Here is a 26,250-nt window from a genome sequence, read left to right as displayed (position 1 = left end):
TTCTAAACTATCCTATTTCCTTTATTCCTTTCATGAAAATCCACTTCATGAATAATTTCTCCCCGTCTTTAGTTTTTATCGCATGGAATTTTGGCGACAAAAGCGTTCCAATAACAAATGCGGTTAAGGGAATCCAAAATCCGGTTAATTTCGTGTAATGCTCTACTAAATACCTGGCAGAAATAAATAATATCGCAAAACATCCCAGTTGGTATAGGAATGCTCGTATTTGTAATTTGGTCATTTTTTTAAGTCTTAAAGTTTTAAAATCAAAAGTTGAACGTAAAAAATTGAATATTGTTTATTCAGCGCTATCAGTTGTTACCTGAAACTTCGTTCTTTTGCTACCTTCGTACATTTCGTATTTTACCAAACGGGCTTCTAAACCAGCATTAAAAAGTTTGATTTTTCTCGAAGGTTTTAATCCAACATATTTCAGTGCTTCCAAGTTCGCTGTAATCATCCAAGCATTCGTTCCAGGATAATTTTTCTTCAATGTATCTCCAATATTTTTGTAGAATTCTTCCATGTGAATGTCCAAACGCTCATCATACGGTGGATTGAAAACAATATGCAGTTTCCCTTCTGAAGTTTTTTCAGTATCAAAAAAGTTCTGCTCTTCAATCGAAATATACTCGTCAAGATTGGCATTTTTGATATTGTCTTTGGCTTTTTGAACCGCACTTGGTGCTTTATCATAGCCTTTTATAGTGTAATGAAACTCACGAACACGTTTCAATAAACTGTCTGAGATATTATCAAACAAATCATTGTCCCAATCGTTCCATTTTTCAAAAGCAAATTCTTTACGATTGATATTTGCCGGAATGTTACAGGCAATCATGGCTGCTTCGGCTAAGAATGTTCCCGAACCACACATTGGATCCAAGAAATCCGTTTGACCATCCCAACCAGAAAGCAATAAAATTCCCGCTGCCAAAACCTCATTTATAGGAGCAATATTGGTCGCAGTTCTGTATCCACGTTGATTCAATGCATTTCCTGAAGTATCCAGTGCCACTGAAACTTGGTCTTTATCGATATGAATGTTGATTCTTAAATCAGGATGTACTTTATCAATGCTTGGACGTTGACCGGTTCTTTCTCTGAACTGATCCACAATTGCATCTTTACATTTTTGAGAAACGAATTCCGAGTGATTAAAATATTCCGAATGTACTGTGGTATCAATCACAAATGTCTGATTGGCATTTAATAATTTAGACCAGTTCATGCTCGAAATTCCTTTGTATAAAGCCTGTTCGTTATTGGCCTTGAAAAAATAAATAGGTTTCAGGATTTTTAAAGCGGTACGCAAAGACAAATTCGCTTTGTACATAAAGCCTTTATCTCCTTTAAAACTTACCATTCTTACCCCTTGCTCCACATCTTGCGCGCCAAGGTTTTGCAACTCTTTTGCTAATATTTCTTCAAAACCAAAAAAGGTTTTGGCAACCATTTTAAAATTATTTTCCATTTGCCCCTTTTGCCCACTAAAGCGGGAATTGTTATCGTTATATTCGGCAAAAATACACTAAATTTGCATCAATCGAATTAATTGAAAAATAATAAATGTCCGAATCTAGCAAATCCTCTACCGATAATCAACCACAAACACCTGAAAACTGGTACAGTTCGTGGTTTGACACTCCTTATTACCACATCCTTTACAAGGACCGAAACTATAGAGAAGCCCAGGTTTTCATGGACAATCTTACCCATTATCTGAACCTTCCTGAAAAGGCAACAGTATTGGATTTAGCCTGTGGAAAAGGTCGCCATTCTATTTATTTAAATCAATTAGGTTTTACGGTTCTTGGGGCTGATTTATCGGAGAACAGTATTGCCGAAGCTACTAAAAATACGAATGAAACCCTTCATTTCAAAGTGCACGATATGCGTGAACCTTTTGAAGAGAAATACGATGCCATTTTCAATTTATTTACCAGCTTTGGTTATTTCGAAAATGACGAAGACAATCTGACCACGCTAAAAGCCATCAAAGAAAGTCTTTCGGAATATGGTTTTGCCGTGATTGACTTCATGAATGTTGCCCAAGTCCTTGAAACGCTAGTTCCTGAAGAAACAAAAATAGTTGATGGAATCGATTTTCATATCAAACGTTATTTAAAAGACGGTCATATTTACAAAGAAATTGGCTTTGAAGACAAAGGTCAAAAATTTCATTTTACCGAAAAAGTAAAAGCGTTAACCCTAAAAGATTTTGAGGAATTAATGGAAGAAGCCGGAATTTATTTGTTGGATATTTTTGGTGATTACAAATTAAAAAAATTCCACAAAACAGAAAGCGAACGCCTAATCATGATTTTTAAATAAATGAATTACCTTTTACCATTACTTTCGGTACTTGTAGGATATATCGTTGCAATGATCATACGGCCAAAGAACAAAACTAACCTAAAATTGTTATTGGCGTTCAGTGGTTCTTTTTTACTTTCCTTAACGGTAATGCATTTATTACCTGAAATTTACGAAAGTGCAAACCCAAACATTGGACTCTTTATCATGCTGGGAATATTGTTCCAAATCATATTGGAATTTTTCTCTAAAGGTGCTGAACACGGTCACGTTCACGGACACGAAATAATGACACAAATTCCGTGGTTACTATTCGTAAGTCTTTGTATACATGCGTTTCTAGAAGGATTCCCTGTAAGCCATCATCATGATTTAGCCATTGGAATTGCCATTCATCATTTACCTATTGCCATAATTCTGACTACCTTTTTTATCAATGCAAGTCTGAACAAAAAAGCCATTTTTTTCTTCATGATCACTTTTTCAGTAATGACGCCATTAGGGACCATATTATCTGATTATTTGCCTATATTAAATGTATATTATACTGAAATCACAGCCATCGTAATAGGAATATTATTTCATATTTCATCCACCATTATTTTCGAAAGCAGCGAAGGACACAAGTTCAATATTGCCAAGGTTTCAATGATTGTGATAGGAATTGCGTTGGCATATTTTATATAATTTTATAAAGCTATGAAACAGAAATAAAGAGGTTTCTGTTTCATAGCTTTCAATTTTCTAATTACCTCCCGTTCTTTTATTCTCCTCCTTATTTCCAAAATCACGTTGTTGTAAATTGATCTTTTTGTTTCCAAAATTATAAGCCACAGATAAACGTACAAATCGATTACTTTCTTTCTGGTCATATACCTGTTTTACACCGTTTATAACTGAAGTAAAATCTTTTAAATAAGAGGTGTTAAAAATATCATTTGCCAAAAATGCAATCTGCATGGTTTTATTAAACAAGTCCTGCTTGAAACCAATGTCAAAACTCGAGGTATATCCTACTTCATATAAACCGGATTTAAAAGGCGTTGTGTACATAAAATCGATTTGCAATTTTGTTGTTTTACCTAATAAAAAAGTATTATTTGTCGAAAAATCAATTTGTAAACTGTTTGATGGCGTGGCATTGATATCTTTAATAAATTCTGTTTTTGCTACCAAAAGGTACAATGAATTCTCACTAGACCACCAATCTGTAAAACTTGCCGAATAGCTTTCCCCTATTCCATAATTTAAGTTTTTAAAATAATTCTCACGGGTTACAATCTGTGTATTGGTTTCCGGATTTGAAGTAAACAAAACTCCATAACCGTTTGTAATTGCATTGACAAAAACACTCGTTCTCAAAACTTCTTTATAAGAATGTGATAACTCAAAATTATCACTAAATGAAGGTCTTAAAAACGGATTTCCTTCGGAATAACTATTGCTGTTGATGTAAATTCTGAACGGATTCAATAAGTCAAAACGTGGTCTGTTGATTCTTTTTCCATAATTCAAACTAAAAGTATTGTTTTCGTTTTTCTTGTAAGAAGCATAAAAAGTTGGGAATAATTTCAAATAATTATTTTCTGTATCCTGATTCATTGTTTCTGAAAATCCATTTGTTTGCGTGTTCTCCAATCTTAATCCCATTTGAAAATTCCATTTTTCATTGAGTTTTTTATCCGCATTTACATAAACTGCCTGATTGTTTTCAGTGTATTTAAATCGGTTGGATTGGTTCGAATCTAATTCCGGAGTTCCTGTAATTGTATTGAAATAAAGTACATCACTTACACTATTTGTAAAACTCATTTTTGCACCATAAGACAAATTCAACGCTTGAAGCGGATGTTCCATATCTGCCTTAAAACTCCAATTGTCAATATCCTGATTTGAAATGTTTCTTCCCGACTGATTTATATCAACAAATGTCATCTCTGGTGTGAAGTTATTTGCGACAAAGTGCCTATCGAATTTTGAACTGTAATTAAAATAATCCACATCAAAAGATAACTTCCTTTTTAAGGAATCTAGTTTGGTAATTAAATGTGCATTATACGTTTGATTTCTTGATCCTTTATCAGTGAAGCTATTATTCAGTGTAACATTATCCAATTCATTTTGATTATTGTAATCCTCAATTCTAATATGCGATTTAAAATCAGGGTTATTTCTATCGTTTAAATATTGAAATCCAATAGTAGTGCGTTCTGAAAGATCATAATCTAAAGCCAATTTACCAGAAAGATTTTCAGTTCTTACCTTAGTTATACTATTCATTTTTGAAAGTCCATTAGGAAAATAGATTTTTAAATCTTCTGTAGCATTCAAATAACCTGTTTTTGCATTAATGCTGGTAGAAAATCTAAACTTGTTTTTATTGTAAAAAAAGTTATCTCTTAAAGTATAAATACTATATTTATTTTGATCATAAGAAACTGTAGTCGTGTTTTTCCAGGAATCACGAACTCCTTTTTTCATAATAATATTAATCAATCCACCAGTTCCTTCGGCATCATATTTTGCCGGCGGATTACTGATAATTTCAATATTTTTAATATCACTAGCCGAAATTGATTTCAAAAAATTATTCAGTTCCTCACCTACTAATTCAATCATTCGTCCATCTATCATAACACGGGAAGTTCCTTTCCCTAATATATTAATTGTATTATTCTGAACGACAACTCCGGGAGCCGAATTAATAGCGCTTAAAGCGTCTCCGCCAACTGTTGTAACATTGTTTTCAAGATTATAAACCAAACGATCCGTTTTCTGTTCGATGGTTTTCTTTTTAGATTGAATGATTACCTCTTTTAGATTGGTTGCGCTTTCTTTTAAAATGATTGTTCCTAAATCAGTATCATTTTCTATTGTAAACTCTTTCTCATAATCTGTAAATTCTAAAAGGGTGATTCCAATTTTATAAGATCCTTTTTTAAGATTGATTTCAAAACTACCGTCTTGTTTAGAGGTTGAACCGTCTATAATTTTTCCTTCTGAATTCGATATGGAAACATCTGCCCATTCTAATGGAATTGTTTCATTTGTTATTTTTCCCTTTAATTTAAATGATTCTTGTGCTAAACAAAATAAAGGCAATAATAAAAAGATAAGGAGATTTGCTTTTTTCATGATTTCTAATTTTAAAACTTGTTTCGATTAATTTGAAGCAAAGTTGCCTTAGAAATTTTCAGAATTCGACCGACAAAAAAAAGTCGAACCAATTTCTATTCAGAAAATCAGTTCGACTTTATCAGGCATGAAGTACGACTTTTTACAAACCACTTATTATAAGGCGTTTCTGTAAGCTGTAGGCGTCAAATTAGTGTGTTTTTTAAAAGAGGTATTAAAAGAAGATTTGGAGTTAAAACCAACTTCGTATAAAATTTCCAGAACGGTAAGCTGACTTCTAGACTGATCTTTCAAAATACCCATCGCTTTTTGAATACGATGTTCATTGACAAAATCAAAAAAGTGCTGATCCATATGATGATTAATTAAAACTGATAACTCTCGAACCGGAATATCAATTTGATTGGCAAGCTCCTGAATGGTAAGGGATGGATCAAGAAAAGGCTCTTTCTCAGCCATATATTGTTTCAATGCCGAAATTTGAATGGAAATCGCATCGTCTTGAACATTTTTAGATGCTGTTTTTTCTTCGACTTCAGGCAGAATATCTTTTGTCAATTGTAATTTAGAATTAATTCCCCTAAAAAGTTCGGGATGATTGAGCGCTTTCATGATAAACCAGCATGTTATAAGTAAAGCAATAGCCCCTACAAGTACATTTGTCCAAAGAAATATCTCTCTGAAACCGCTATAACGCAATACATTTTTTAATGCCACAATAGAATGTGCGATAAGAAAAACACAGGTTATCTGAAAAAGCCATTTATAAGTCGCAGTACTCGAATCAGCGTAATTTTCTAAATAGATTTCTCTATACTTTTTCAAAATCAAAAATACGCTGACGATATAAAATACATATTGAAATTCAATTAAAATCTGAATCAGGTATATCTCTGGCATTTGATTTAGCGTTGCAGCAAAACTATCTTTATCTATGTTCGTGCTAAGATAAATCCTTGGAATAAAAACCAAATTAATCAATAAAAAAGGAAGCAAATGCACTACATGCTTCCACTTTAATCTAAAATCAGAATAACAGACTGCTAGTACAAAAAGATAAAATAAAGGCATTCCAAACAAACAGGCTGTAGATCTAAAAATCTCTAAATTTAACTCATTACGAGTACCCACCTCAATAAAAAATCCGCTAAGATCGATAGCAGAGAAAATAAAAAACCAGGCAAATAGACGGTTGGCCAATTTATTTTCAGTTTTAACTGTCAATAAAAAAAATGCCATCAATAAAGACACAAAAACCGAAATCCGTGCAATCCCTTGCAATAAGATTATTCTATCCATTTATTTTTTAATATTTAACAAATATAATATTTTAGTTCATCTAACAAAGATTCAATACCCTTTCTCCACATGAGAAATTAAAAACTAAAAAAAGGAAATCAACATATATCAAATTTAAAGAAAATAGACAGTGAAAATCCTAAAACTAAAAATAGAAAATTTCGAGATTGTGATAAAAAAGGTTAATTTTGGACTTGTCCAATTATACGAAAAATGACCTTCACAAAAACTACCGAACAATCCTCAAAATACGAACATTTAGAAACAATGTCGGTTCAAGAATTGTTATCTAATATCAATCAGGAAGACAAAACCGTTCCGCTTGCCGTAGAAAAAGCATTGCCACAAATAGAAAATTTAGTAACTGAAATCGTTGCTAAAATGAAACTTGGCGGACGATTATTCTACATTGGCGCAGGAACATCAGGACGTATTGGAATACTAGATGCTTCTGAATGTCCACCAACCTTTGGCGTTACTTTCGATTTAGTAATTGGCATTATTGCTGGCGGTGATACTGCCATTCGCAAAGCCGTAGAAAATGCCGAAGATAACGCTACTCAAGCCTGGATTGACTTGAAAGCTTTCGATATAAATAAAAATGATATCGTGGTTGGTATTGCAGCTTCAGGAACAACACCTTACGTTATTGGAGGATTACAAGCTTGTAACGAAAATAATATTACCACAGGAAGTATTTCTTGCAATGTGGGAAGTCCGCTTTCGCAAACGGCAAAATTCCCTATTGAAGTAATTGTAGGACCTGAATTTGTAACGGGAAGTTCCCGAATGAAAGCCGGAACAGCACAAAAAATGGTACTCAACATGATCTCAACTACCACAATGATTCAACTGGGAAAAGTGAAAGGCAACAAAATGGTCGATATGCAACTCAGCAACAGCAAACTTGTAGATCGCGGCGTGAAAATGATTATGGAAGAAATTCCCGTCTCCTATGAACAAGCCGCTAATTTATTAAAAAAGCACGGTAGCGTAAGGAAAGCTGTTGATAATTTTACAGCTCAATAAACAGCTTACAGGTAAATATTTTGAGAATATCCAAAAACTTCGAACCTTAAACTTTAAACTAAACAATGGCAACCAACAAAGAACTATTATCTAAAGGAATCAAATATTTATCAGGAGCTTTACCATTGATTTTCATTGGGCCTACTTTAATATATAATGCCTTTATGAACAAACAAAATGTGTGGCATTATTTAGTTTTAGCAATTGGAATTGTTGCTTGTATTGCTGCCATGTATTTAATGTTTTTGGGGCTAAAAACAATTATGAAAAGCTTATTTAACGACTAATGGAAAACTTAATTCACGTTCAAAAAACATTTGAAAAAATCGTTTACGTCGATAAAAAAGTAAACAATAGAGAATTTGAGGATTGCGTTTTTAAGAATTGCGATTTATCAAATAGCGATTTCTCGTATAGCACATTTATGGATTGCGAGTTCATGAATTGTAATTTGGCCATGACTAAATTATCTGGGACTAGCTTGAAAGGTGTACAATTCAAAAACTGTAAATTACTGGGAATTCAATTTGAGGAATGTGATGATTTCTTGTTTAATGTGAGTTTTCAGGAATGTGTTTTGGATTATTCTTCGTTTGCTAATAAAAAAATGCCAAAGACAAAATTCAATTCCTGTTCATTACGAGAAGTAAGCTTTATTGGAACTAATCTTACAAGTGCTGTTTTCGATAATAGTAATTTAGATGGTGCTATTTTCAATAATACGCAATTAGCTGGAGCCGATTTTTCAAAAGCTACTGATTTCAAAATTGATCCTGAATTCAATCCGATGAAAAAAGCAAAATTTTCAACACAAGGAATTATTGGACTTTTGGACAAATATGATATTAAAATTGTGTAATTAGATTTCTAACTACAACCCTTCGATTGAATCAGTAAAATTGATTTACTTTATAAAATTAAAAATAAACCTCTTACTAATGAAAAAAATACTATTACTCCTCCCACTACTGCTTCTAATGTCGTGTTATGATGCGGAGCGCAATTGCAAAGATTTCAAAACTGGAAAATTCAAGTTTGAATATGAAGTTGACGGTGTGAAAAAAACCACGCTTTTTGAACGCAATGACACTATCGAGATTGAAACTTTCGAAGGTAAAACAGATACCGCTGCAATTCGATGGGTAAATGATTGTGAATATGTATTACAAAAAATTCATCCTAAAAATATGGCAGAGAAAAAAGCTATTGGTATGAAAATTTTGACAACCTCAAAAAATTCGTATACCTTTGAATTTGGAATGGTTGGATCAGATGCCAAACAAAAAGGAACCGTTACCAAAATTGCCGATTAAGAATTATAATTTATAACTGAACAAAATGGAAGTATTTTTAAATCCCGACGCCTGGATTGCCCTTTTAACATTGACATTTCTGGAGATTGTATTGGGAATCGATAATATCATATTCATATCGATTGCTACCGGGAAATTGCCCGTAGAACAACGTAAAAGAGCTACTAAAATAGGAATGTTCCTAGCCATGTTCATGAGAATTGCACTTTTGTTTGGTATCAACTTATTGATTCAAATGAAAGAACCTTGGTTTCATATTGATTTTAGTTGGTTTTCAGCTGGAATTACCGGTCAGAGTCTTATATTACTAGGTGGTGGCTTATTCTTAATTTATAAAAGTACAAATGAAATCAGGGAGAAAGTTGATGAAAAAGGACATGAAGAAAAAGAAATAGGAAAAGCAGCAACGAAATCATTCCAGAACGTACTGTTACAAATTATCATGATTGATTTAGTTTTCTCTTTTGATAGTATTCTTACCGCGGTGGGTATGACAAACGGAGTGGAAGGTGCTTTATACATTATGATAACTGCCGTAGTTATTTCTGTATTAGTTATGATGCAATTTGCTGTTCCTGTTGGAAATTTCGTAAACAAACACCCTTCTATTCAGATACTTGGATTATCATTTTTAATACTAATTGGAATGATGTTACTTACTGAAAGCGCTCATTTATCAAATGCTTTGATCTTTGGTAGCCATGTTACACCAGTGCCAAAAGGATATTTATACTTCGCAATTTCATTTTCATTACTTGTTGAAGTACTAAATATGAAAATGAATAAAAACAAAAAATAAATTGCGATAAAAAAAGCTTTCAAACGGAAGCTTTTTTTTTAGTCTAAACTTAATGTTATTTGTCCATCATCATCTAATTGTACTTCATCACTATCACCATCAATTTCTTGATTTTCTGCAACTTCCGGAATCACCTCAGCAGGTGGCTCATAAGGCAAGGGTTCCATCAAATTAACTTGCTTCAACTTATCAGCAGTTAACTGATTTCCTTGCGCTTTAAATCCTTTCAAGGCAATAAAAGATTCAATGTCCACAGTCATATTTTCTTTTTGAACACCTTTTACTTTTGAAAAAACTAATTCGGCTACAGGACGATAATCAGTAGAGACTATTTCAAGATGTGAATTAGTATGTTCCGTGATGAAACTTTCTTCTTTGTTTTCCGTTTCTACTAAAAAACGTTTGATATAATAACGCTCTTTTTCTCCATCATAATAAATGGCTGATATTGGTTTCTTTGGAATCCATTTTTCTAAAACTACCATATCTTCATCAAAATGCGTAGACAATTCCGGTGTAATTACCTTCGCTTTCCCCGATTGTGAGATGATTAAAATCTTATCACTTGGTCTGAATTCGCCCAACAATTCTCCTCTTCCATCTACATTCAATCGTTGAACAGTATCATCAAACCAAACTTTTCTTGGTAATAAAGTAGAAATCCCTTTCTCCTTCAATTCTATTTTTTTGATTGGATATTTGGTAACTAAATTCCCTTTAGAAGCACGTCCTTTTATCGATAAACTGGCAAAATCAATATCGAATTTTAATTTTTTGACACTTCCTATCTGGCGTAATAATATTGTAATTACTTCTGCTTCACCATTTGGATTGCAAGAAAAATACAATACTTGAGAACCAGCAGTTTCATTGGTTAAATCGTAGGCTTTGTCTCGGGTAACTCCAGAAACATTGAAACGTTTTATGTATGAAGGCCCCGATTTTCCATCACGGTATATCATGTTATAAATCGTTCTTTTATCGCTTTTGTCAAAAATAGCAATATGAATTATGTCTTTACCCACGAAAGTTTTGGCATCTACTTTGGTAATCATCATTTTTCCGTCACGCAGAAAAACAATTACATCATCAATATCCGAACAATCCGTCACGTATTCATCTTTTTTCAAGCTCGTCCCTACAAATCCTTCTTCCTTATTGACGTATAATTTAGTATTTCTTAAAACTACTTTCGTCGCTTCGATATCATCAAAAATTCGAAGTTCTGTCTGACGTTCACGGCCTTTACCGTACTTCTCTTTCAACTTCGAAAAATAGGCAATTGCAAAATCAATCAGATGTTCTAAATTGTGTTTTACTTGCTCGATATCACCTTCCAATGATTCAATTTTATCCTGTGCTTTATTACTGTCAAATTTGGAAATACGCATGATTCGGATATCTAACAAACGTAGAATATCTTCTTCGGTAACCGCACGTTTTAAGTGTTTTGTATGTGGTTTCAAACCATCATCAACAGCTTTAATTACCGATTCACGAGTCGTCATTTCTTCAATGTCACGATAGATTTTATTTTCGATAAAAATACGCTCTAAAGAAAGAAAATGCCATTGTTCCTCCAATTCACTCAATTGAATTTCAAGTTCACTTTTCAGCAATTCAACCGTTCTGTTCGTTGATATCTTCAACATTTCAGAAACACCAATAAAAAGTGGTTTGTTATCCTCTATCACACAACCTAACGGCGCCACCGAAGTTTCACAAGCCGTGAAAGCAAATAATGCATCAATGGTTTTATCAGGAGAAACACCCGGAAAAAGGTGAATTAATATCTCTACCTCCGCCGCGGTATTGTCTTCAATTTTCTTGATTTTGATTTTACCTTTTTCATTCGCTTTCAAAATACTGTCAATCAAAGTCGTCGTATTGGTCGAAAACGGAATTTGAGTAATCACCAACGTATTTTTGTCCAACTGACCAATTTTGGCACGAACCCGAACACGTCCGCCACGCAATCCGTCATTATAATTTGACACATCAGCAATACCTTGCGTCATGAAATCCGGATACAGTGTAAAAGGCTTCCCTTTTAATATTTTTATCGAAGAATCGATTAATTCATTGAAATTATGAGGTAAAACTTTCGTGGAAAGACCTACGGCAATACCTTCGGCTCCTTGTGCCAAAAGCAACGGAAACTTCACTGGAAGATTGTTCGGTTCTGCTCTTCTTCCGTCATAAGAAACACCCCAATCGGTAATTTTTGGACTGTAAATAACTTCCAAAGCAAATTTAGACAAACGCGCTTCAATGTAACGAGAAGCCGCAGCACCATCACCTGTTAGGATATTTCCCCAGTTTCCCTGACAGTCAATCAGTAATTCTTTTTGTCCAATTTGCACCATCGCATCACCAATACTCTGATCTCCGTGAGGATGATACTGCATGGTGTGACCAACTACATTGGCAACTTTATTGTAACGACCGTCATCTAATTCTTTCAAAGAGTGCATGATACGACGTTGCACAGGTTTAAAACCGTCTTCAATCGCCGGAACGGCACGCTCCAAAATTACATACGAAGCATAATCCAGAAACCAGTCTTTATACATTCCCGTAACTTTGGTAATGGTATCGTTTCCGTCTTCTTGATTATCGTAAAAATGCTGTCCTTCAGACTGTTTACCTTCGTTTTGATCTTCTGGAATTATGTTTTCTTCTTCTTCGTCCATTTATTTTCTATGAATTGTATATGGATTCCTCCTATCAACTTTAATCTGTTTTTTTAAACTTTCTCAATTACATCTAATTCCACCTTCAAATTCTTGATGATAAATTCCTGTCTGTCCGGAGTATTTTTTCCCATATAAAAAGAAAGCAATTGTTCAATCGAAGTATTTTTGTCCATCATAATAGGATCAAGACGAATGGTTTCTCCAATAAAATTCTTGAACTCATCCGGAGAAATTTCTCCCAATCCCTTAAATCGGGTGATTTCTGGTTTCGGTTTTAATTTTTCGATTGCCGCTTTTCGTTCCTCGTCAGAATAGCAATAGATTGTTTCTTTCTTATTTCGAACCCTGAAAAGTGGTGTTTGCAAAATATACAAATGTCCTTCTTTTATCAATTCAGGGAAAAATTGCAGAAAGAACGTAATCAATAGCAATCGAATGTGCATTCCATCGACATCGGCATCAGTTGCAATTACAATGTTGTTATAACGTAATTTTTCCAATCCGTCTTCAATATCCAAAGCCGCTTGCAATAAATTGAATTCTTCATTTTCATAAACAATTTTCTTGCTCATTCCATACGAATTCAAAGGCTTACCACGCAAACTAAAAACGGCTTGCGTATTTACATCACGTGATTTGGTAATCGACCCCGAAGCCGAATCTCCCTCCGTAATAAAAAGCGTGCTTTCCAAATTTTTAGGATTTTTAGTATCCGGAAGATGAGCACGACAATCTCTTAGTTTCTTATTGTGTAGGTTAGCTTTTTTGGCACGATCAGTGGCTAGTTTTCTAATACCAGATAATTCTTTACGCTCTCTTTCGGCTTGAAGAATTTTGCGTAATAATGCATCTGAAGTTGCAGGGTTTTTGTGCAAATAATTATCTAACTTCGTTTTCACGAAATCATTTACAAAAGTACGCACAGATGGCATTCCTGGCTCTGAACCCATATCAGTTGAGCCTAATTTAGTTTTGGTTTGCGATTCAAAAACCGGTTCCATCACCTTAATACTTACCGCTGTAACAATCGATTTTCGAACATCTGAAGCTTCGAAACTTTTATTATAAAACTCCCGAATGGTTTTTACAATTGCTTCACGATACGCCGCTAAGTGCGTTCCTCCTTGTGTGGTATTTTGTCCATTTACGAAGGAATGATATTCCTCGCTGTACTGCGTTTTACTGTGTGTTAAAGCAATCTCGATATCGTCGCCTTTCAAGTGAATGATTGGATATTCTAAATCTTCGGCGTGAATGGTTTCTTCTAATAAATCTTTAAGACCATTCTCTGAAAAATATTTTTCTCCGTTAAAAATGATTGTCAAACCATTGTTTAAATAACAATAATTTTTAAGCATTTTGATGATATACTCGTAGCGGAATTTATAATTTTTGAAAATGGCCTCATCCGGAATAAAAGTTACTTTAGTTCCTTTGCGTTTGGTTGTATCAATAATATCCTCTTCAAGAACTAAGTTTCCAGCGGAGAATTCTGCTGCTTTTTGTTTCTCGTCCCGAACAGATTCTACACGAAAATAATTAGACAAAGCATTTACGGCTTTTGTCCCCACTCCATTCAAACCAACGGATTTTTTAAATGCCAAAGAATCATATTTCCCACCGGTATTCATTTTAGAAACGACATCAATGACTTTTCCTAATGGAATTCCACGACCATAATCTCGAACAGTAACGGTCTTATCCTTAATAGTTACCTCGATTGTTTTACCAGCACCCATGACAAATTCATCGATACAGTTATCGAGCACCTCTTTTAGAAGAATATAAATACCATCATCCGGAGAAGAGCCATCACCCAATTTCCCGATGTACATTCCGGGACGCATGCGAATGTGTTCTTTCCAGTCGAGTGACCGAATATTATCTTCGGTATATTGATTTTGATCGGACATTGTGAATTTTCTGGATTTTAACTTGGTTCTGTTCGACCTTAGCTTTAGCTTAGACCTTGAGTTTGCTAATATAGCATATCTCAATATATTTTAAAAGAGCTATGCTTCAAAATTACAAAAAATGATTTTGTCTTTGTAGAATCAACTGCTTTTAGGATTCTATTCCTAAAACTTGCTGTGCTAAGGCAATCATTTTTGGGGTTCCTGTATGTTTATTTTTTTCATCCGATAATTTCACAACAGCTTCCCAATGACTATTTTCGGGTTTGGCATCAGTGAGTTTAATTACCATATTCATTGCAGGCAAACCAACGTCATTACTGAAGTTTGTTCCAATGCCAAATGACATTTTAATTTTTCCTCGACAATAATCAGCAATGACTTTTACTTTTTCATAATTTAACGAATCAGAGAAAACTATAATTTTGGATTTTGGATCTATTCCCATTTTTTCGTAATGTGCGATCGTTTTTTTTGCAAACTCAAGTGGATCGCCACTATCGTGTCGAACGCCATCAAAAAGTTTAGAATATTTTTTATTGAATTGTTCAAAAAAGACTTCGGTTGTGTACGTATCCGTTAATGCAATCCCCAAATCGCCTTGATACACTTTTGTCCAATTCTCGAGACTTATAGCATTGGCTACTTTAAACCCATATGCTGATGCATGAAACATAAACCATTCATGGGCATGCGTTCCCGATGGTTTTCGGTTTTGCAACATTGCCAAATGCACGTTACTTGTTCCTAAAAAACTATTTGCACCAAAAACATTTAATGTTTCATTAACTAAACTTTGGACTTTATAGGAATGTCGGCGACGAGTTCCAAATTCTAAAATCACAACACCCAAACTATTGTAATTCTCTATTTTTGTTTTAGTGATGCGTTTAACATCTTCATCACTAACACGAATTAAATTTTGAGACTTATAGAAAAGTTCTGATATCAAAGCCATCAAGGGAACTTCCCAAAGTATTGTACGGTACCAATACCCTTTAATGATCACTTTCAAGTCACTTCCCTCCTGCTCAATTAACACTTCGGAAGGATCATATTGATAACCTTGCAAAAAATCCAAATAGGTAGGATCTAAATAGGGACAATTATCGGCAAGAAACCTCTTTTCGGCTACTGTCAATTTTAGATGAATCATTGCATCAACTGCTTTACGAAGTAATTCAGCAAAATGAGACGGAAATTGATGTTTACCACGATTAATGAATGCGTACTGAACTTTAGCCTTTGGAAAAAGTTTGATTACAGCATGCTGCATCGTAAATTTGTAAAAATCATTATCTAAAATCGAATGCAATTGAACTGAAATCATATCGTGTTAAAAATTATCTGTGATTAATTTCTGAAGTTTTTTTCGCAATTCTACACTACTAATTTCTCCTTTTTCGACATCAAAATTAGCATCAAAACTAGGAAGTGAAAAAGTAGCCTTTACGTTTCCACCATAAAATGGAAAAGCTTTTTTAGCGATTTCCAAAACACTTGCACCGCCTCTAGCCCCCGGAGAAGTAGCCATTAATAACATGGGTTTTTCCTGAAAAACTTTTCCTGTAATTCTGGAGCACCAATCAAAAATATTTTTGAAAGCTGCTGAATAATTTCCGTTATTTTCAGCCATTGAAACTACCAAAATATCAGCGGTAGCAATTTTAGCCAGAAATGCTTTTGCCAGCTCGTGCTGACCTATTGCTGGCTCGACATCAACAGTAAAAATCGGCATTTGAAAATCATTTAAATCCAGAACCTCCACTTCGGCATTTTCAAAAAGAGTTGCTGCGTAGGTCGCTAATTTTTTATTGATAGAGTTTTTACTGGGACTTGCGCCAAAAGCGATTATTTTCATGACAATTAGTTTTTATTAAAAGTACTAAAAATAAAATAGCAACAAAATAATTAACTACTGATTCGCAGATTTAAAAAACGATAAGAAAACGTAACTTCATTTCTTTCTAAATCGATTTTACCCCAGAGTGAAACGGAAAGCATTTTTCAGATCAATCTCCTTTTTTTCTTGGCATAAAAGAGCGACCAGCGGAAGCTCCTTTTTTGTCTTAGAAAAAAGAGATTGATCTGAAAATCTTGTAGTGGAAAGCTGGAATAGGTCCATAAAAAAAGTCGAAAGTTATTGCTAACTTTCGACTTTATAACTTTCAGCTTTATAACTGTTTATTTATACGTTGAATCTAAAATGCATTACATCACCATCTTTTACGATGTATTCTTTTCCTTCTACTTTGAATTTTCCGGCTTCTTTACATTTGGCTTCAGAACCGTAATGAACGAAATCTTCAAACGCAATAACTTCGGCACGGATAAATCCTTTTTCGAAATCAGTATGAATTACTCCCGCAGCTTGTGGCGCGGTTGATCCAACATTGATGGTCCAAGCACGAACTTCTTTGACTCCGGCGGTAAAATAAGTTTGTTGTTTCAATAATTTATAAGCGGCACGAATTAAAACCGAAGCTCCTGGCTCACTTAAACCCATATCTTCAAGGAAAACCTGACGCTCTTCGTAGCTTTCTAATTCGGTAATATCAGCTTCAGCACCTACAGAAAGCACGATAACTTCTGCATCTTCATCTTTTACCAATTCACGAACTTGGTCTACATATTTATTTCCGTTAACTGCAGAATTTTCATCTACATTACAAACATACAATACTGGTTTTGCAGTAATTAATTGGAAACCTTCCATCAAAACTTCTTCGTCAATGTTTTGCGGGGTTATGGTTCTGGCTGATTTTGCCTGAAGTAACGTTTCTCTAATTCTGTTCAACAACGCTTCCTCAACGATTGCTTCTTTATTTCCTGTTTTAGCGGCACGTTTTACCTTCTCTAATCGTTTTTCAACATTCTCCAAATCTTTCAACTGCAACTCAATATCAATGGTTTCTTTGTCACGAATTGGATTTACATTTCCGTCAACGTGAACAATGTTATCATTGTCAAAACAACGCAATACGTGAATAATGGCATTGCACTCTCTAATATTTCCAAGGAATTGGTTTCCTAAACCTTCGCCTTTACTAGCTCCTTTTACTAATCCTGCAATATCAACAATATCAACAGTAGCCATTTGAACGCGCTCTGGTTTTACTAATTCTTCCAATTTTTCTATTCTGGAATCCGGAACATTTACAACTCCTATATTAGGTTCGATGGTACAAAAAGGAAAGTTGGCACTTTGCGCTTTTGCATTGGATAAACAATTGAATAATGTTGATTTTCCAACATTTGGTAATCCTACAATTCCTGCTTTCATATGTAGATAATATTTGTTTTTTTAATGGAACATAAAGTTGTGTACCGTACTATTTTATAATCTTGTGGTAAAGGACAATTTGATTGCGTTTTTATTTGCTAACAACGAACTCCACTATTTTTGTAATCTTCACTTTAAAAGTTTGCAAATATAATATTAAAATGAATGTAAGGTGATATAAACAGAGCATTTATTGTTATACCTAATTAATTAAAGCAATAAGAATTTCGTATTTTAAGGTGATTTAATTAATAGATAATTAATTTTATCGACAGATTTAAAATAATTACTAATATTTTTATAAAAAATCAAAATATCTATTAATGTTTTGTTAAAAAAAAATTATATTGCGACCGATTTAAAACCAAACCAAAAATTAAACACAACTTATTATGAAAAAATTCGTATTATTATTAATCCTCTTAAACGTCTCGTTTATTTTTGCTCAAAAGCAAGTCTCGGGCGTGGTAAAAGACAACACTGGTAATGTTTTACCTGGAGTAAACATTCTTGAAAAAGGAACTCAAAACGGAGTTTCCACTGACGTGGACGGAATGTATAAAATTAAAGTAAAAGAAGGAGCAACTTTAGTTTTTAGCTATGTAGGGTTTTCTAAATTAGAAAAAGCAGCTACAGATGCTGTTATAAATGTTGTTTTATCCGAAGAAGGTGGACAAAACCTGGACGAAGTAGTTGTAACAGGGTCAAGAACGGCTCCAAGAAGTAACACTACCACTCCACTTCCTATTGATGTAATATCATCAAAAGATTTGGCTTCAACTGGTCAAGCATCATTTGACAAAGCATTACAGTACAAAATCCCATCTTTCAACACGGTTCAAACTCCTGTGAATGATGCAACTTCATTGCTAGATCCATATGAAATAAGAAACATGGGACCTAGTAGAACGTTAATCTTAATCAACGGAAAGCGTAAAAACTTAAGTTCATTGTTATATGTACAAACATCTCCAGGACGTGGAGAAACTGGTGCTGATATCTCTGCTATTCCTACTGATGCTATCGAAAGAGTAGAAATACTTCGTGATGGTGCATCTGCTCAATACGGTTCTGATGCGATTGCTGGAGTTATGAATATCATTTTAAAGAAAAGTACAAACGGTGGATCTGTAACTGCTAGAAGTGGTGTAACTTCTGAAGGTGACGGAGAAATGATTGGAGTAAGTTTAAATAATGGATCTACAGTAGGTGATAAAGGATATATCAACTATACTGTTGATTTTTCAAAAGTTAATCTTGCAAACAGACCTGGAACTGTAGATGCTGCTGGTGAAGCTAAAGATTTTGAAGCTTCACTTTCTGATGTTCAAGCTTTCCTTGCAAAAAAACCAGATGCTGGAAATATCAATGGATCTCCAGAAACTGCAGCTGCTAAATTTTTAGTTAATGGTGGATTTGAATTATCAGATGAAACATCATTGTATTATAACGCAGCATATGTTTACAAAAAAGTAAACTCATTTGCTAATTACAGAACCCCATATTGGAGAACATTAAATCCTGCCAACCCATACCTTGCTGATTTCTTTGGAGATGGTACAGCAGCGTCTTACGTAGGTTATGTTCCTACTTTTGTTGGAGATTTAAATGATTACAATGCTACTTTAGGATATAAAGCAGTTAAAAACGGTTGGAATACTGACGCTAGTGTAACAGTTGGTGGTAACTCCCAAACGTATTCAGTAACAAACTCTCAAAACAGATCAGACATTCAAGATGCAAATGGTAATAACGTTTATCAAGAAAACAGCCCTATTACTTTTCAACCTGGAGGAACTTCTTTTAATCACATTGTAGGAAATTTAGATATCTCTAAAATAGTATCAGACAAAGTAAGTATTGGTTTTGGTACTGAGTTCAGAACAGAAAATTTTGAAGTAATTGAAGGAGACAAAGCTTCTTGGGATGGAATTGGTGCAGACTCGTTTGCAGGAAATAGACCTGAAAACTCAGGAAAATGGAATCGTTATAATTTAGGAGCTTATTTTGATGTTGCTTACGATGTAACTGAAGATTTCTTAATCAACGGAACACTTCGTCATGAACAATATAGTGATTTTGGTGGAGCTACCGTTTGGAAATTAAGCTCAAGATATAAATTTGCAGATGATAAAATTACACTACGAGGATCTGTTTCTACTGGATTCAGAGCACCTACATTACATCAAATTTACACACAAAAAGCACAATACTCTTTTGTAGCTGGTCAAGGAATTCAAGTAAGTGGAATTATCAATAACGTATCTCCACAAGCTCGTATCTTAGGTGTTCCACAACTAGATGCTGAAAAATCAACTAACGTAACTGTTGGTATTGGAGCTAAACCTTCTAAAAACTTCAACTTTACTGTAGATTACTACAATATCAAGGTAGAAGACAGAATTGTATTAGGAGACAGACAAGATACTCAATTTGGTAATGTAGCTTTCTTTTCAAACTCATTTGATTCTCGTACATCAGGTTTAGATGTAGTAGCTAATTACAACAACATCTTATTAGGAGAAGGAAAATTAGGATTTAATTTATCTGGTAATGTTACATTACAAAATGAAAGAATCTCTGATGTAACAAACAATTCATTCGGAGGAACATTAGACGCATTAATGTTTTCATCAAGACCTGATACCAAATGGATTTTAGGAGCTAATTATGAAATTGGTAAATTTGGTTTCTCTTTGAACAATACTTATTTCGGAAAAACAACTTTCAAACAAGATGGTTTGAATGCTAACTTAAGAACTGAGTTTACTCCAAAAGTTGTTACTGACTTAGGAATTACTTTCTCTGCAACTGAAAAATTAACTTTGGCATTGAATGTAAACAACTTATTGAATGTACTTCCTGAATGGAATTTCAAAGCAGAAAATGCAGCTGGAACAGCTATTTTAAATGACCCTGCTCAAGTAAAAAATCAATCTAACTTGATCACTTTCAACCAACGTTATTCTCAAATGACATATGATGGATATCACTTCAGCCAATTAGGAACTATGTTTAATTTATCATTGAACTATAAATTCTAATTCAGTTATAGAATAATTTTAAAAGGGCTGTCATTGACAGCCCTTTTTTTATTTCGTTTATTATCACTAAATTTAATACTTAATATACGAATATCATGGCAAATCTTTACAACGGAAAGATGGCGTCGATTTTTGATGCTATGTACCAAACCTTTATTGATTATGATGAAGAGTAGTATTTTTATAATAGTTTAATCCAAGAAAAAAATTGTAAAACTATACTTGAAATTGGTAGTGGTACAGGAAATCTTGCCAAACGATTTCTGGAAAACAATCAAAATTACACTGGTCTGGATTATAGTCAAAGTATGATTGCAATCGCCAAAGAGAGGAATAAAGACTGCACTTTCATACATGGCGACATGCGAGATTTTCAACTTGAAAACTCCGTAGATTCCATACTAATTACTGGTCGTTCCACTAGTTATATGATTACAAATGATGACATCAACAATACTTTTAAATCCATTTATAAAAATTTAACAAGCAATGGAATTCTTATTTTTGATTTTATAGATGCCAATCGGTACATTCCATATACAAAAGAGAATCCCATTATTATTCATGAGGCAAATCATGAAGGAATCACTTATTATAGAGGCAGCAGCTGGAAAACAACTTCAGCGGAAAATTTCATGTTGGAATGAACTGCTCAATATTATACCATCAAAGAAAGCGCAAAAGAAATAATAGCAGATGATTTTTCCACTGTTCGCGTATTTACTTTAAATGAAATACAATTATTTCTTTATCTAAATGGTTTTGAAATAATCAACACTATTGACCGAAAAACATATGCGTATGACACTTTTGTAATTGTTGCTAGACAAAAATAAAAACATCGTTTTCATCTGCCTTTATGTAAATTATATAATCTTTTATCATAATTACATAACATGTACTTAACCAGATGATTGTAAATTTGTTTCATATTAATCACAAAATTAAATATTATGAAAACTATAATTCTTGGAATGATTGCTTTTTTATTTACATTAACTATTCAAGCACAAAATAAAAATGTTAAATCAGAAGTAAAAACGACTGTAACAACGATTAAAGATTCAAAAGGTGAAAAAAAATTAATCAAAACGCAGGAAGTAAAAGAAATCCAAAACATTGAACTAAAAGATGCTGAATCTAATGTATTGAATAAAGAAATGAAAGATACGCCTGTTCAAGTAACGGCAATTACTGCAGTGACGGCAAACGGAGTTACAAATGTTGTGGATATCGATAGATCTGCTTATTATAATTTAAATGGTCAGAAATATCAAGTTTCATTGGCTGAGACTGGATACAATATGTATTTACCAAACAAAGAAAAAGCTGCAGTTTTGAGAAAAACATCAAACAACAATTACATTTACAAAGCAAAAAATAAAACTTCTTTTGGTTACTTTGATGCTAACGGAAATCTAGTTTTAGAATCTTATGATGATAAAACTGATAAAGTAATAGTAGAGACTTTCATTATGGTCAAAGAATAAGAAAGTTGTAAAACAAAAAAAATCCTGAATTAATTCAGGATTTTTTTTGCACAAAATTAAGATCTTCTGCCTATTCGTTATGTAAAAACGCTTGTCTGTTTAACAATGTTTCTTCGCTTTCGACGTGATTGTCATCCGGAATACAACAGTCTACAGGACATACAGCCGCACATTGTGGCTCATCATGAAAACCTTTACACTCAGTACATTTTCCTGGTACAATGTAATACACTTCGTCAGAAATTGGAGTTTGAGCTTCATCAGAATCAATTTCGGTACCATCAGGCAAAATCACTTTTCCTTTCAGTTTTGTTCCGTCTTTGTATCTCCAATCGTCTGCTCCTTCATATATTGCTGTATTTGGGCACTCGGGTTCACAAGCGCCACAATTGATACATTCGTCTGTTATAATAATTGCCATGTTTTTAATTTAGGATATTAAGGAAATAAGATTTTGGATTTAAGATTCTCATATCTTTCCTCTTTAATCTTTTAACTATACGTTTTATAGCTTATTTTTGTGCAAAATTACAATCAAAACTATTCATAAGCAAACATTATGACATTAGAAACAAAAAAAAGTGTTTTTGTTGAATTAGGAAAATTTTTAAGTCAGTTTTCCGAAAATAACACTTTAAAAAATCTGGCTGTTTTGCACAACGAAACGTTTTTTGATGCTTTTGTTGACTTGATACAATTATCACAATCGCACAATGGCTGGTATACTCCTGAAAACGTCTATTTCTCCATACAATCTTGGGCAGAAGCATTAACAGAAGAAAACCTGAATCAATGGCTTTCAAACTATACAATTCCAATTCAAGAGCCTAAAAAAGTCGCTTTAATACTTGCCGGTAATATTCCGTTGGTGGGTTTTCATGATTTCCTTTCGGTTTTGATTACAGGAAATACTGTTTTAGTAAAAACATCCTCAAACGATCAGCATTTGTTACCTTTTTTAGCGAAATACATCATTGCTGTTCAACCAGAACTAGCTAAGAATATTGCTTTTGTAGATGGAAAATTAGAAAATTTTGATGCTGTTATCGCAACAGGAAGCAACAACACTGCCCGATATTTTGAATATTATTTTAAAGACAAACCTTCTATAATTCGAAAAAGCAGAAATTCAGTAGCGGTTTTAACCGGAAATGAAACCAAAGAACAACTTACCGCTTTAGGAGAAGATATTTTTCGCTATTTTGGATTGGGTTGCCGCAACGTTTCTAAACTTTTTGTTCCAAAAGGATATTCGTTTGTTCCGTTTTTTGAAGCAATCTTTGCATACCAAGACGTCATTCATTACGAAAAATACGCCAACAATTACGATTACAACAAAGCCGTTTTCCTGATGAGTAATTTTAAATTATTAGACAATGGATTTTTGACTTTAAAAGAAGATCAAAGTCATGCCTCTCCTATTTCGAGTGTTTTTTATGAGTTTTACGATGATATAAAGGAATTAAAAACAAGATTAGAGTCGGAAAGCGAGCTATTACAATGTATCGTTGCTGCTGAGACTATAGAAAACAGCGTGGACTTTGGAGAAACTCAAAATCCCCGATTATGGAATTACGCAGATAACATCGATACTATTTCGTTTTTGTTAACAATATAGTATAAAAAAGTGCAATTATTTCGAATAAATTAACGCTTTTTAAACTCCTATTGTCGAAATTTGCACTTTAATTTTTTGGACATAAACTACACCATGAAAAAACACAACTACAGCGCAGGACCTTGTATTTTACCGCAAGAAGTTTTTGAAAAATCAGCACAAGCAATTTTAAATTTTAACGATTCCGGATTATCACTTTTAGAAATTTCGCACAGAAGCAAAGATTTTGTTGCCGTTATGGAAGAAGCAAGAGCCATCGTTCTTGAACTTTTAGGACTTGAAGGCAAAGGCTACAGCGCCTTATTTCTTGCTGGAGGAGCGAGTTTAGAATTTATCATGGCTCCTTATAACTTGATGAAAGAAGGCGGAAAAGCGGCTTATCTAGATTCAGGAACTTGGGCAGCAGCAGCTATCAAAGAAGCCAAACTTTTTGGAGATACTGTCGTTGTCGCTTCCTCAAAAGAAGAAAATTACAATCACATTCCAAAAGGATATACAATACCTGCAGATGCTGATTATTTCCATTGCACAAGTAACAACACAATTTTTGGTACGCAAATGAAGGAATTTCCATCAGTGGATATGCCAGTTGTATGCGACATGAGTTCTGATATATTTTCAAGAGAATTGGATTTTTCTAAATTTGATTTGATTTATGCAGGAGCACAAAAAAATATGGGTCCAGCAGGAACTACGCTGATTGTTGTAAAAGAAGAAATTTTAGGTAAAAATGGTAGAATAATCCCAAGCATGTTGGATTATGCCAAACATATCAAAGCAGAAAGTATGTACAATACACCACCTGTTTTCCCTGTTTACGCCTCATTATTGACCTTACAGTGGTTGAAAAACCTCGGTGGAATAGCTGCTATTGAAAAAATAAACAATGCCAAAGCGGCTTTGCTTTATGGAGAGATCGACAGAAATCCGCTATTCAAAGGAGCTGCAGCTGTTGAAGACCGTTCAAACATGAATGCTACTTTCTTATTAAATGATGAAGCACATGCTGCAACATTTGATGCAATGTGGAAAGCAGCGGGAATTTCAGGTTTGCCTGGACACCGTTCAGTAGGTGGTTACAGAGCTTCTATGTACAATGCGCTTCCGTTAGAAAGTGTTCAGGTATTAGTAGATGTTATGCAGGCTTTGGAAAAAGCAATTTAAAAATTAAAATATTGAATGATTTAAAGATTTGAAAAATCAATTTTTAATCAATAACTACATTAAACAACACAGATTGAATCTTTAAATTTTTCAATCTTTAAATATAAAATACAAATGAAAGTATTAGCCAATGACGGAATTTCTAAAAGTGGAATTCTAGCCTTAGAAAAAGGTGGATTTGAAGTGATAACGACAAAAGTAGCACAAGAACAAGTGGCTAACTTTGTAAATGAAAATAATGTAAGCGTAGTTTTGGTACGTAGTGCGACTAAAGTTCGTAAAGATATCATTGACGCTTGTCCAGGATTGAAAATCATAGGCCGAGGTGGTGTAGGAATGGACAATATTGATGTGGATTATGCTAAAAGCAAAGGAATTCACGTAATCAATACTCCGGCTTCATCATCAGAATCAGTAGCAGAATTAGTTTTTGCTCACTTATTTTCTGGTGTTCGTTTCTTGCATGATTCGAACAGAAATATGCCGCTTGAAGGCGATACCAACTTTGATGGTTTGAAAAAAGCATACGCAAATGGAATCGAATTAAGAGGAAAAACACTTGGAATAGTTGGAATTGGCCGTATTGGTCAGGCTACTGCTAAAATGGCATTAGGACTAGGAATGAAAGTTATCGCTGCCGATAGTTTTATTCCGCAAGTGGATGTTAAAGTAGAATTTTTTGACGGACAATCTATTACGACGACTATTGTTTCACAATCATTAGAATCTTTATTCAAAGAAGCTGATTTCATTACATTACACGTTCCTGCTCAAGATGGTTACATCATCAGCGAAAAAGAACTTGCCATTATGAAAGATGGTGTAGGAATTGTAAACTGTGCCCGTGGCGGTGTTATTGACGAAGTCGCATTAGTAAAAGCATTAGATAGCGGAAAAGTTTTATTTGCAGGATTAGACGTTTTTGAAAACGAACCAACTCCTGAAATGGCTATTTTGATGAATCATAAAATCTCGTTGACTCCACATATTGGAGCGGCAACAGGAGAAGCACAAGATAGAATTGGTACTGAATTAGCTTCCCAAATTATTAGTATATTAGGGTAATATCTGTAAAATAAAGCAAGAAGAAAAGGATTCACTAAAAATATAGTGAATCCTTTTTTTTATTATATTTGGATTTAAATCTA

The 26,250-nt window shown here is 33.8% G+C and carries 23 protein-coding genes; 13 read left to right on the top strand and 10 right to left on the bottom strand.

The annotated features are described in order from the left end of the window. Positions 1-7 precede the first annotated feature (7 nt). Together DR871_RS14060 and DR871_RS14055 are read right to left on the bottom strand one after the other, a co-directional pair. The gene (locus tag DR871_RS14060; RefSeq protein ID WP_113666825.1) at positions 8-244 is read right to left on the bottom strand and encodes a hypothetical protein; all 237 of its coding nucleotides are present in this window, start codon (positions 242-244) and stop codon (positions 8-10) included. 57 nt (positions 245-301) lie between these two features. Then, positions 302-1,477, bottom strand: coding sequence for a THUMP domain-containing class I SAM-dependent RNA methyltransferase (locus tag DR871_RS14055; protein WP_113666824.1), 1,176 nt, complete (start codon positions 1,475-1,477; stop codon positions 302-304). 95 nt (positions 1,478-1,572) lie between these two features. Between DR871_RS14055 and DR871_RS14050 the strand changes: the two genes are divergently transcribed. Both DR871_RS14050 and DR871_RS14045 read left to right on the top strand, forming a co-directional pair. Continuing rightward, entirely contained in the window at positions 1,573-2,337 is a 765-nt protein-coding gene (locus tag DR871_RS14050; protein ID WP_113666823.1) for a class I SAM-dependent methyltransferase, read from the top strand. Beyond that, the gene (locus DR871_RS14045; RefSeq protein ID WP_113666822.1) at positions 2,338-3,006 is read left to right on the top strand and encodes a ZIP family metal transporter; all 669 of its coding nucleotides are present in this window, start codon (positions 2,338-2,340) and stop codon (positions 3,004-3,006) included. A 57-nt stretch (positions 3,007-3,063) separates the two neighbouring features. On the opposite strand, the gene DR871_RS14040 is transcribed toward DR871_RS14045, so the two are convergent. Continuing rightward, positions 3,064-5,454: an outer membrane beta-barrel family protein gene (locus tag DR871_RS14040; protein ID WP_113666821.1), complete on the bottom strand. Its 2,391-nt coding sequence runs from the start codon at positions 5,452-5,454 to the stop codon at positions 3,064-3,066. 156 nt (positions 5,455-5,610) lie between these two features. Then, positions 5,611-6,753 carry a helix-turn-helix domain-containing protein gene (locus DR871_RS14035; RefSeq protein WP_113666820.1) on the bottom strand — a complete coding sequence of 381 codons (1,143 nt, stop codon included), beginning with the start codon at positions 6,751-6,753 and terminating at the stop codon, positions 5,611-5,613. Between the two features lie 213 nt (positions 6,754-6,966). Here DR871_RS14035 and murQ point away from each other — a divergent pair, with 213 nt between their 5' ends. The 5 genes from murQ (at position 6,967) to DR871_RS14010 (ending at position 9,894) form a co-directional block, all read left to right on the top strand. Next, on the top strand, positions 6,967-7,782 hold the full coding sequence (murQ, locus tag DR871_RS14030) for an N-acetylmuramic acid 6-phosphate etherase (protein WP_113666819.1): 816 nt from the start codon (positions 6,967-6,969) through the stop codon (positions 7,780-7,782). Positions 7,783-7,847: 65 nt separating this feature from the next. After that, positions 7,848-8,069: a DUF6095 family protein gene (locus DR871_RS14025; protein ID WP_113666818.1), complete on the top strand. Its 222-nt coding sequence runs from the start codon at positions 7,848-7,850 to the stop codon at positions 8,067-8,069. After that, positions 8,069-8,641, top strand: a complete 573-nt coding sequence (locus DR871_RS14020) for a pentapeptide repeat-containing protein (RefSeq protein WP_113666817.1) — start codon at positions 8,069-8,071, stop codon at positions 8,639-8,641. Before DR871_RS14025 ends, DR871_RS14020 begins: the two co-directional genes overlap by 1 nt. Before the next feature lie 79 nt (positions 8,642-8,720). Beyond that, the gene (locus DR871_RS14015; protein WP_113666816.1) at positions 8,721-9,095 is read left to right on the top strand and encodes a DNA topoisomerase IV; all 375 of its coding nucleotides are present in this window, start codon (positions 8,721-8,723) and stop codon (positions 9,093-9,095) included. Between the two features lie 25 nt (positions 9,096-9,120). Further along, complete coding sequence (locus DR871_RS14010; RefSeq protein ID WP_113666815.1) at positions 9,121-9,894, top strand: TerC family protein; 774 nt, start codon at positions 9,121-9,123, stop codon at positions 9,892-9,894. A gap of 38 nt (positions 9,895-9,932) precedes the next feature. Here DR871_RS14010 and DR871_RS14005 read toward each other — a convergent pair whose 3' ends face one another. From DR871_RS14005 to ychF, 5 genes are all read right to left on the bottom strand, one after another. Further along, positions 9,933-12,587: a DNA gyrase/topoisomerase IV subunit A gene (locus tag DR871_RS14005; protein WP_113666814.1), complete on the bottom strand. Its 2,655-nt coding sequence runs from the start codon at positions 12,585-12,587 to the stop codon at positions 9,933-9,935. A gap of 53 nt (positions 12,588-12,640) precedes the next feature. Beyond that, positions 12,641-14,503: a DNA topoisomerase IV subunit B gene (locus DR871_RS14000; protein WP_113666813.1), complete on the bottom strand. Its 1,863-nt coding sequence runs from the start codon at positions 14,501-14,503 to the stop codon at positions 12,641-12,643. Positions 14,504-14,654: 151 nt separating this feature from the next. Further along, on the bottom strand, positions 14,655-15,833 hold the full coding sequence (gene pncB, locus DR871_RS13995; protein ID WP_113666812.1) for a nicotinate phosphoribosyltransferase: 1,179 nt from the start codon (positions 15,831-15,833) through the stop codon (positions 14,655-14,657). A gap of 6 nt (positions 15,834-15,839) precedes the next feature. Then, positions 15,840-16,364, bottom strand: a complete 525-nt coding sequence (locus DR871_RS13990) for an NADPH-dependent FMN reductase (protein WP_113666811.1) — start codon at positions 16,362-16,364, stop codon at positions 15,840-15,842. Between the two features lie 327 nt (positions 16,365-16,691). Beyond that, on the bottom strand, positions 16,692-17,786 hold the full coding sequence (ychF, locus tag DR871_RS13985; RefSeq protein ID WP_113666810.1) for a redox-regulated ATPase YchF: 1,095 nt from the start codon (positions 17,784-17,786) through the stop codon (positions 16,692-16,694). A 392-nt stretch (positions 17,787-18,178) separates the two neighbouring features. Here ychF and DR871_RS13980 point away from each other — a divergent pair, with 392 nt between their 5' ends. The 3 genes from DR871_RS13980 (at position 18,179) to DR871_RS13970 (ending at position 22,320) form a co-directional block, all read left to right on the top strand. Then, positions 18,179-20,830 carry a TonB-dependent receptor gene (locus tag DR871_RS13980; protein WP_113666809.1) on the top strand — a complete coding sequence of 884 codons (2,652 nt, stop codon included), beginning with the start codon at positions 18,179-18,181 and terminating at the stop codon, positions 20,828-20,830. Between the two features lie 194 nt (positions 20,831-21,024). Further along, positions 21,025-21,477 (top strand): class I SAM-dependent DNA methyltransferase, encoded by a 453-nt coding sequence (locus tag DR871_RS16575; RefSeq protein WP_262707889.1) that lies wholly within the window; start codon positions 21,025-21,027, stop codon positions 21,475-21,477. Positions 21,478-21,783: 306 nt separating this feature from the next. Beyond that, entirely contained in the window at positions 21,784-22,320 is a 537-nt protein-coding gene (locus tag DR871_RS13970) for a hypothetical protein (RefSeq protein WP_113666808.1), read from the top strand. A 70-nt stretch (positions 22,321-22,390) separates the two neighbouring features. On the opposite strand, the gene DR871_RS13965 is transcribed toward DR871_RS13970, so the two are convergent. Beyond that, positions 22,391-22,741 (bottom strand): 4Fe-4S dicluster domain-containing protein, encoded by a 351-nt coding sequence (locus DR871_RS13965; RefSeq protein WP_091171992.1) that lies wholly within the window; start codon positions 22,739-22,741, stop codon positions 22,391-22,393. A 138-nt stretch (positions 22,742-22,879) separates the two neighbouring features. Between DR871_RS13965 and DR871_RS13960 the strand changes: the two genes are divergently transcribed. The 3 genes from DR871_RS13960 to DR871_RS13950 all read left to right on the top strand — a co-directional run bounded on the left by DR871_RS13960 (position 22,880) and on the right by DR871_RS13950 (position 26,167). Further along, complete coding sequence (locus DR871_RS13960; RefSeq protein WP_113666807.1) at positions 22,880-23,938, top strand: acyl-CoA reductase; 1,059 nt, start codon at positions 22,880-22,882, stop codon at positions 23,936-23,938. A gap of 93 nt (positions 23,939-24,031) precedes the next feature. Next, positions 24,032-25,102, top strand: coding sequence for a 3-phosphoserine/phosphohydroxythreonine transaminase (gene serC / locus DR871_RS13955; RefSeq protein WP_113666806.1), 1,071 nt, complete (start codon positions 24,032-24,034; stop codon positions 25,100-25,102). 114 nt (positions 25,103-25,216) lie between these two features. Then, on the top strand, positions 25,217-26,167 hold the full coding sequence (locus DR871_RS13950; protein ID WP_113666805.1) for a D-2-hydroxyacid dehydrogenase: 951 nt from the start codon (positions 25,217-25,219) through the stop codon (positions 26,165-26,167). Positions 26,168-26,250 lie beyond the last annotated feature (83 nt).

The organism is Flavobacterium petrolei (assembly GCF_003314435.2).
Lineage (GTDB): Bacteria > Bacteroidota > Bacteroidia > Flavobacteriales > Flavobacteriaceae > Flavobacterium > Flavobacterium petrolei.
This window is presented reverse-complemented; position numbering and strand designations above follow the sequence as displayed.

Bases quoted from the DNA above. Each gene is read 5' to 3' on its own strand.
- DR871_RS14060 (WP_113666825.1), bottom strand. From the start codon at position 244: ATGACCAAATTACAAATACGAGCATTCCTATACCAACTGGGATGTTTT.
- DR871_RS14055 (WP_113666824.1), bottom strand. From the start codon at position 1,477: ATGGAAAATAATTTTAAAATGGTTGCCAAAACCTTTTTTGGTTTTGAA.
- DR871_RS14050 (WP_113666823.1), top strand. From the start codon at position 1,573: ATGTCCGAATCTAGCAAATCCTCTACCGATAATCAACCACAAACACCT.
- DR871_RS14045 (WP_113666822.1), top strand. From the start codon at position 2,338: ATGAATTACCTTTTACCATTACTTTCGGTACTTGTAGGATATATCGTT.
- DR871_RS14040 (WP_113666821.1), bottom strand. From the start codon at position 5,454: ATGAAAAAAGCAAATCTCCTTATCTTTTTATTATTGCCTTTATTTTGT.
- DR871_RS14035 (WP_113666820.1), bottom strand. From the start codon at position 6,753: ATGGATAGAATAATCTTATTGCAAGGGATTGCACGGATTTCGGTTTTT.
- murQ (WP_113666819.1), top strand. From the start codon at position 6,967: ATGACCTTCACAAAAACTACCGAACAATCCTCAAAATACGAACATTTA.
- DR871_RS14025 (WP_113666818.1), top strand. From the start codon at position 7,848: ATGGCAACCAACAAAGAACTATTATCTAAAGGAATCAAATATTTATCA.
- DR871_RS14020 (WP_113666817.1), top strand. From the start codon at position 8,069: ATGGAAAACTTAATTCACGTTCAAAAAACATTTGAAAAAATCGTTTAC.
- DR871_RS14015 (WP_113666816.1), top strand. From the start codon at position 8,721: ATGAAAAAAATACTATTACTCCTCCCACTACTGCTTCTAATGTCGTGT.
- DR871_RS14010 (WP_113666815.1), top strand. From the start codon at position 9,121: ATGGAAGTATTTTTAAATCCCGACGCCTGGATTGCCCTTTTAACATTG.
- DR871_RS14005 (WP_113666814.1), bottom strand. From the start codon at position 12,587: ATGGACGAAGAAGAAGAAAACATAATTCCAGAAGATCAAAACGAAGGT.
- DR871_RS14000 (WP_113666813.1), bottom strand. From the start codon at position 14,503: ATGTCCGATCAAAATCAATATACCGAAGATAATATTCGGTCACTCGAC.
- pncB (WP_113666812.1), bottom strand. From the start codon at position 15,833: ATGATTTCAGTTCAATTGCATTCGATTTTAGATAATGATTTTTACAAA.
- DR871_RS13990 (WP_113666811.1), bottom strand. From the start codon at position 16,364: ATGAAAATAATCGCTTTTGGCGCAAGTCCCAGTAAAAACTCTATCAAT.
- ychF (WP_113666810.1), bottom strand. From the start codon at position 17,786: ATGAAAGCAGGAATTGTAGGATTACCAAATGTTGGAAAATCAACATTA.
- DR871_RS13980 (WP_113666809.1), top strand. From the start codon at position 18,179: ATGAAAAAATTCGTATTATTATTAATCCTCTTAAACGTCTCGTTTATT.
- DR871_RS13970 (WP_113666808.1), top strand. From the start codon at position 21,784: ATGAAAACTATAATTCTTGGAATGATTGCTTTTTTATTTACATTAACT.
- DR871_RS13965 (WP_091171992.1), bottom strand. From the start codon at position 22,741: ATGGCAATTATTATAACAGACGAATGTATCAATTGTGGCGCTTGTGAA.
- DR871_RS13960 (WP_113666807.1), top strand. From the start codon at position 22,880: ATGACATTAGAAACAAAAAAAAGTGTTTTTGTTGAATTAGGAAAATTT.
- serC (WP_113666806.1), top strand. From the start codon at position 24,032: ATGAAAAAACACAACTACAGCGCAGGACCTTGTATTTTACCGCAAGAA.
- DR871_RS13950 (WP_113666805.1), top strand. From the start codon at position 25,217: ATGAAAGTATTAGCCAATGACGGAATTTCTAAAAGTGGAATTCTAGCC.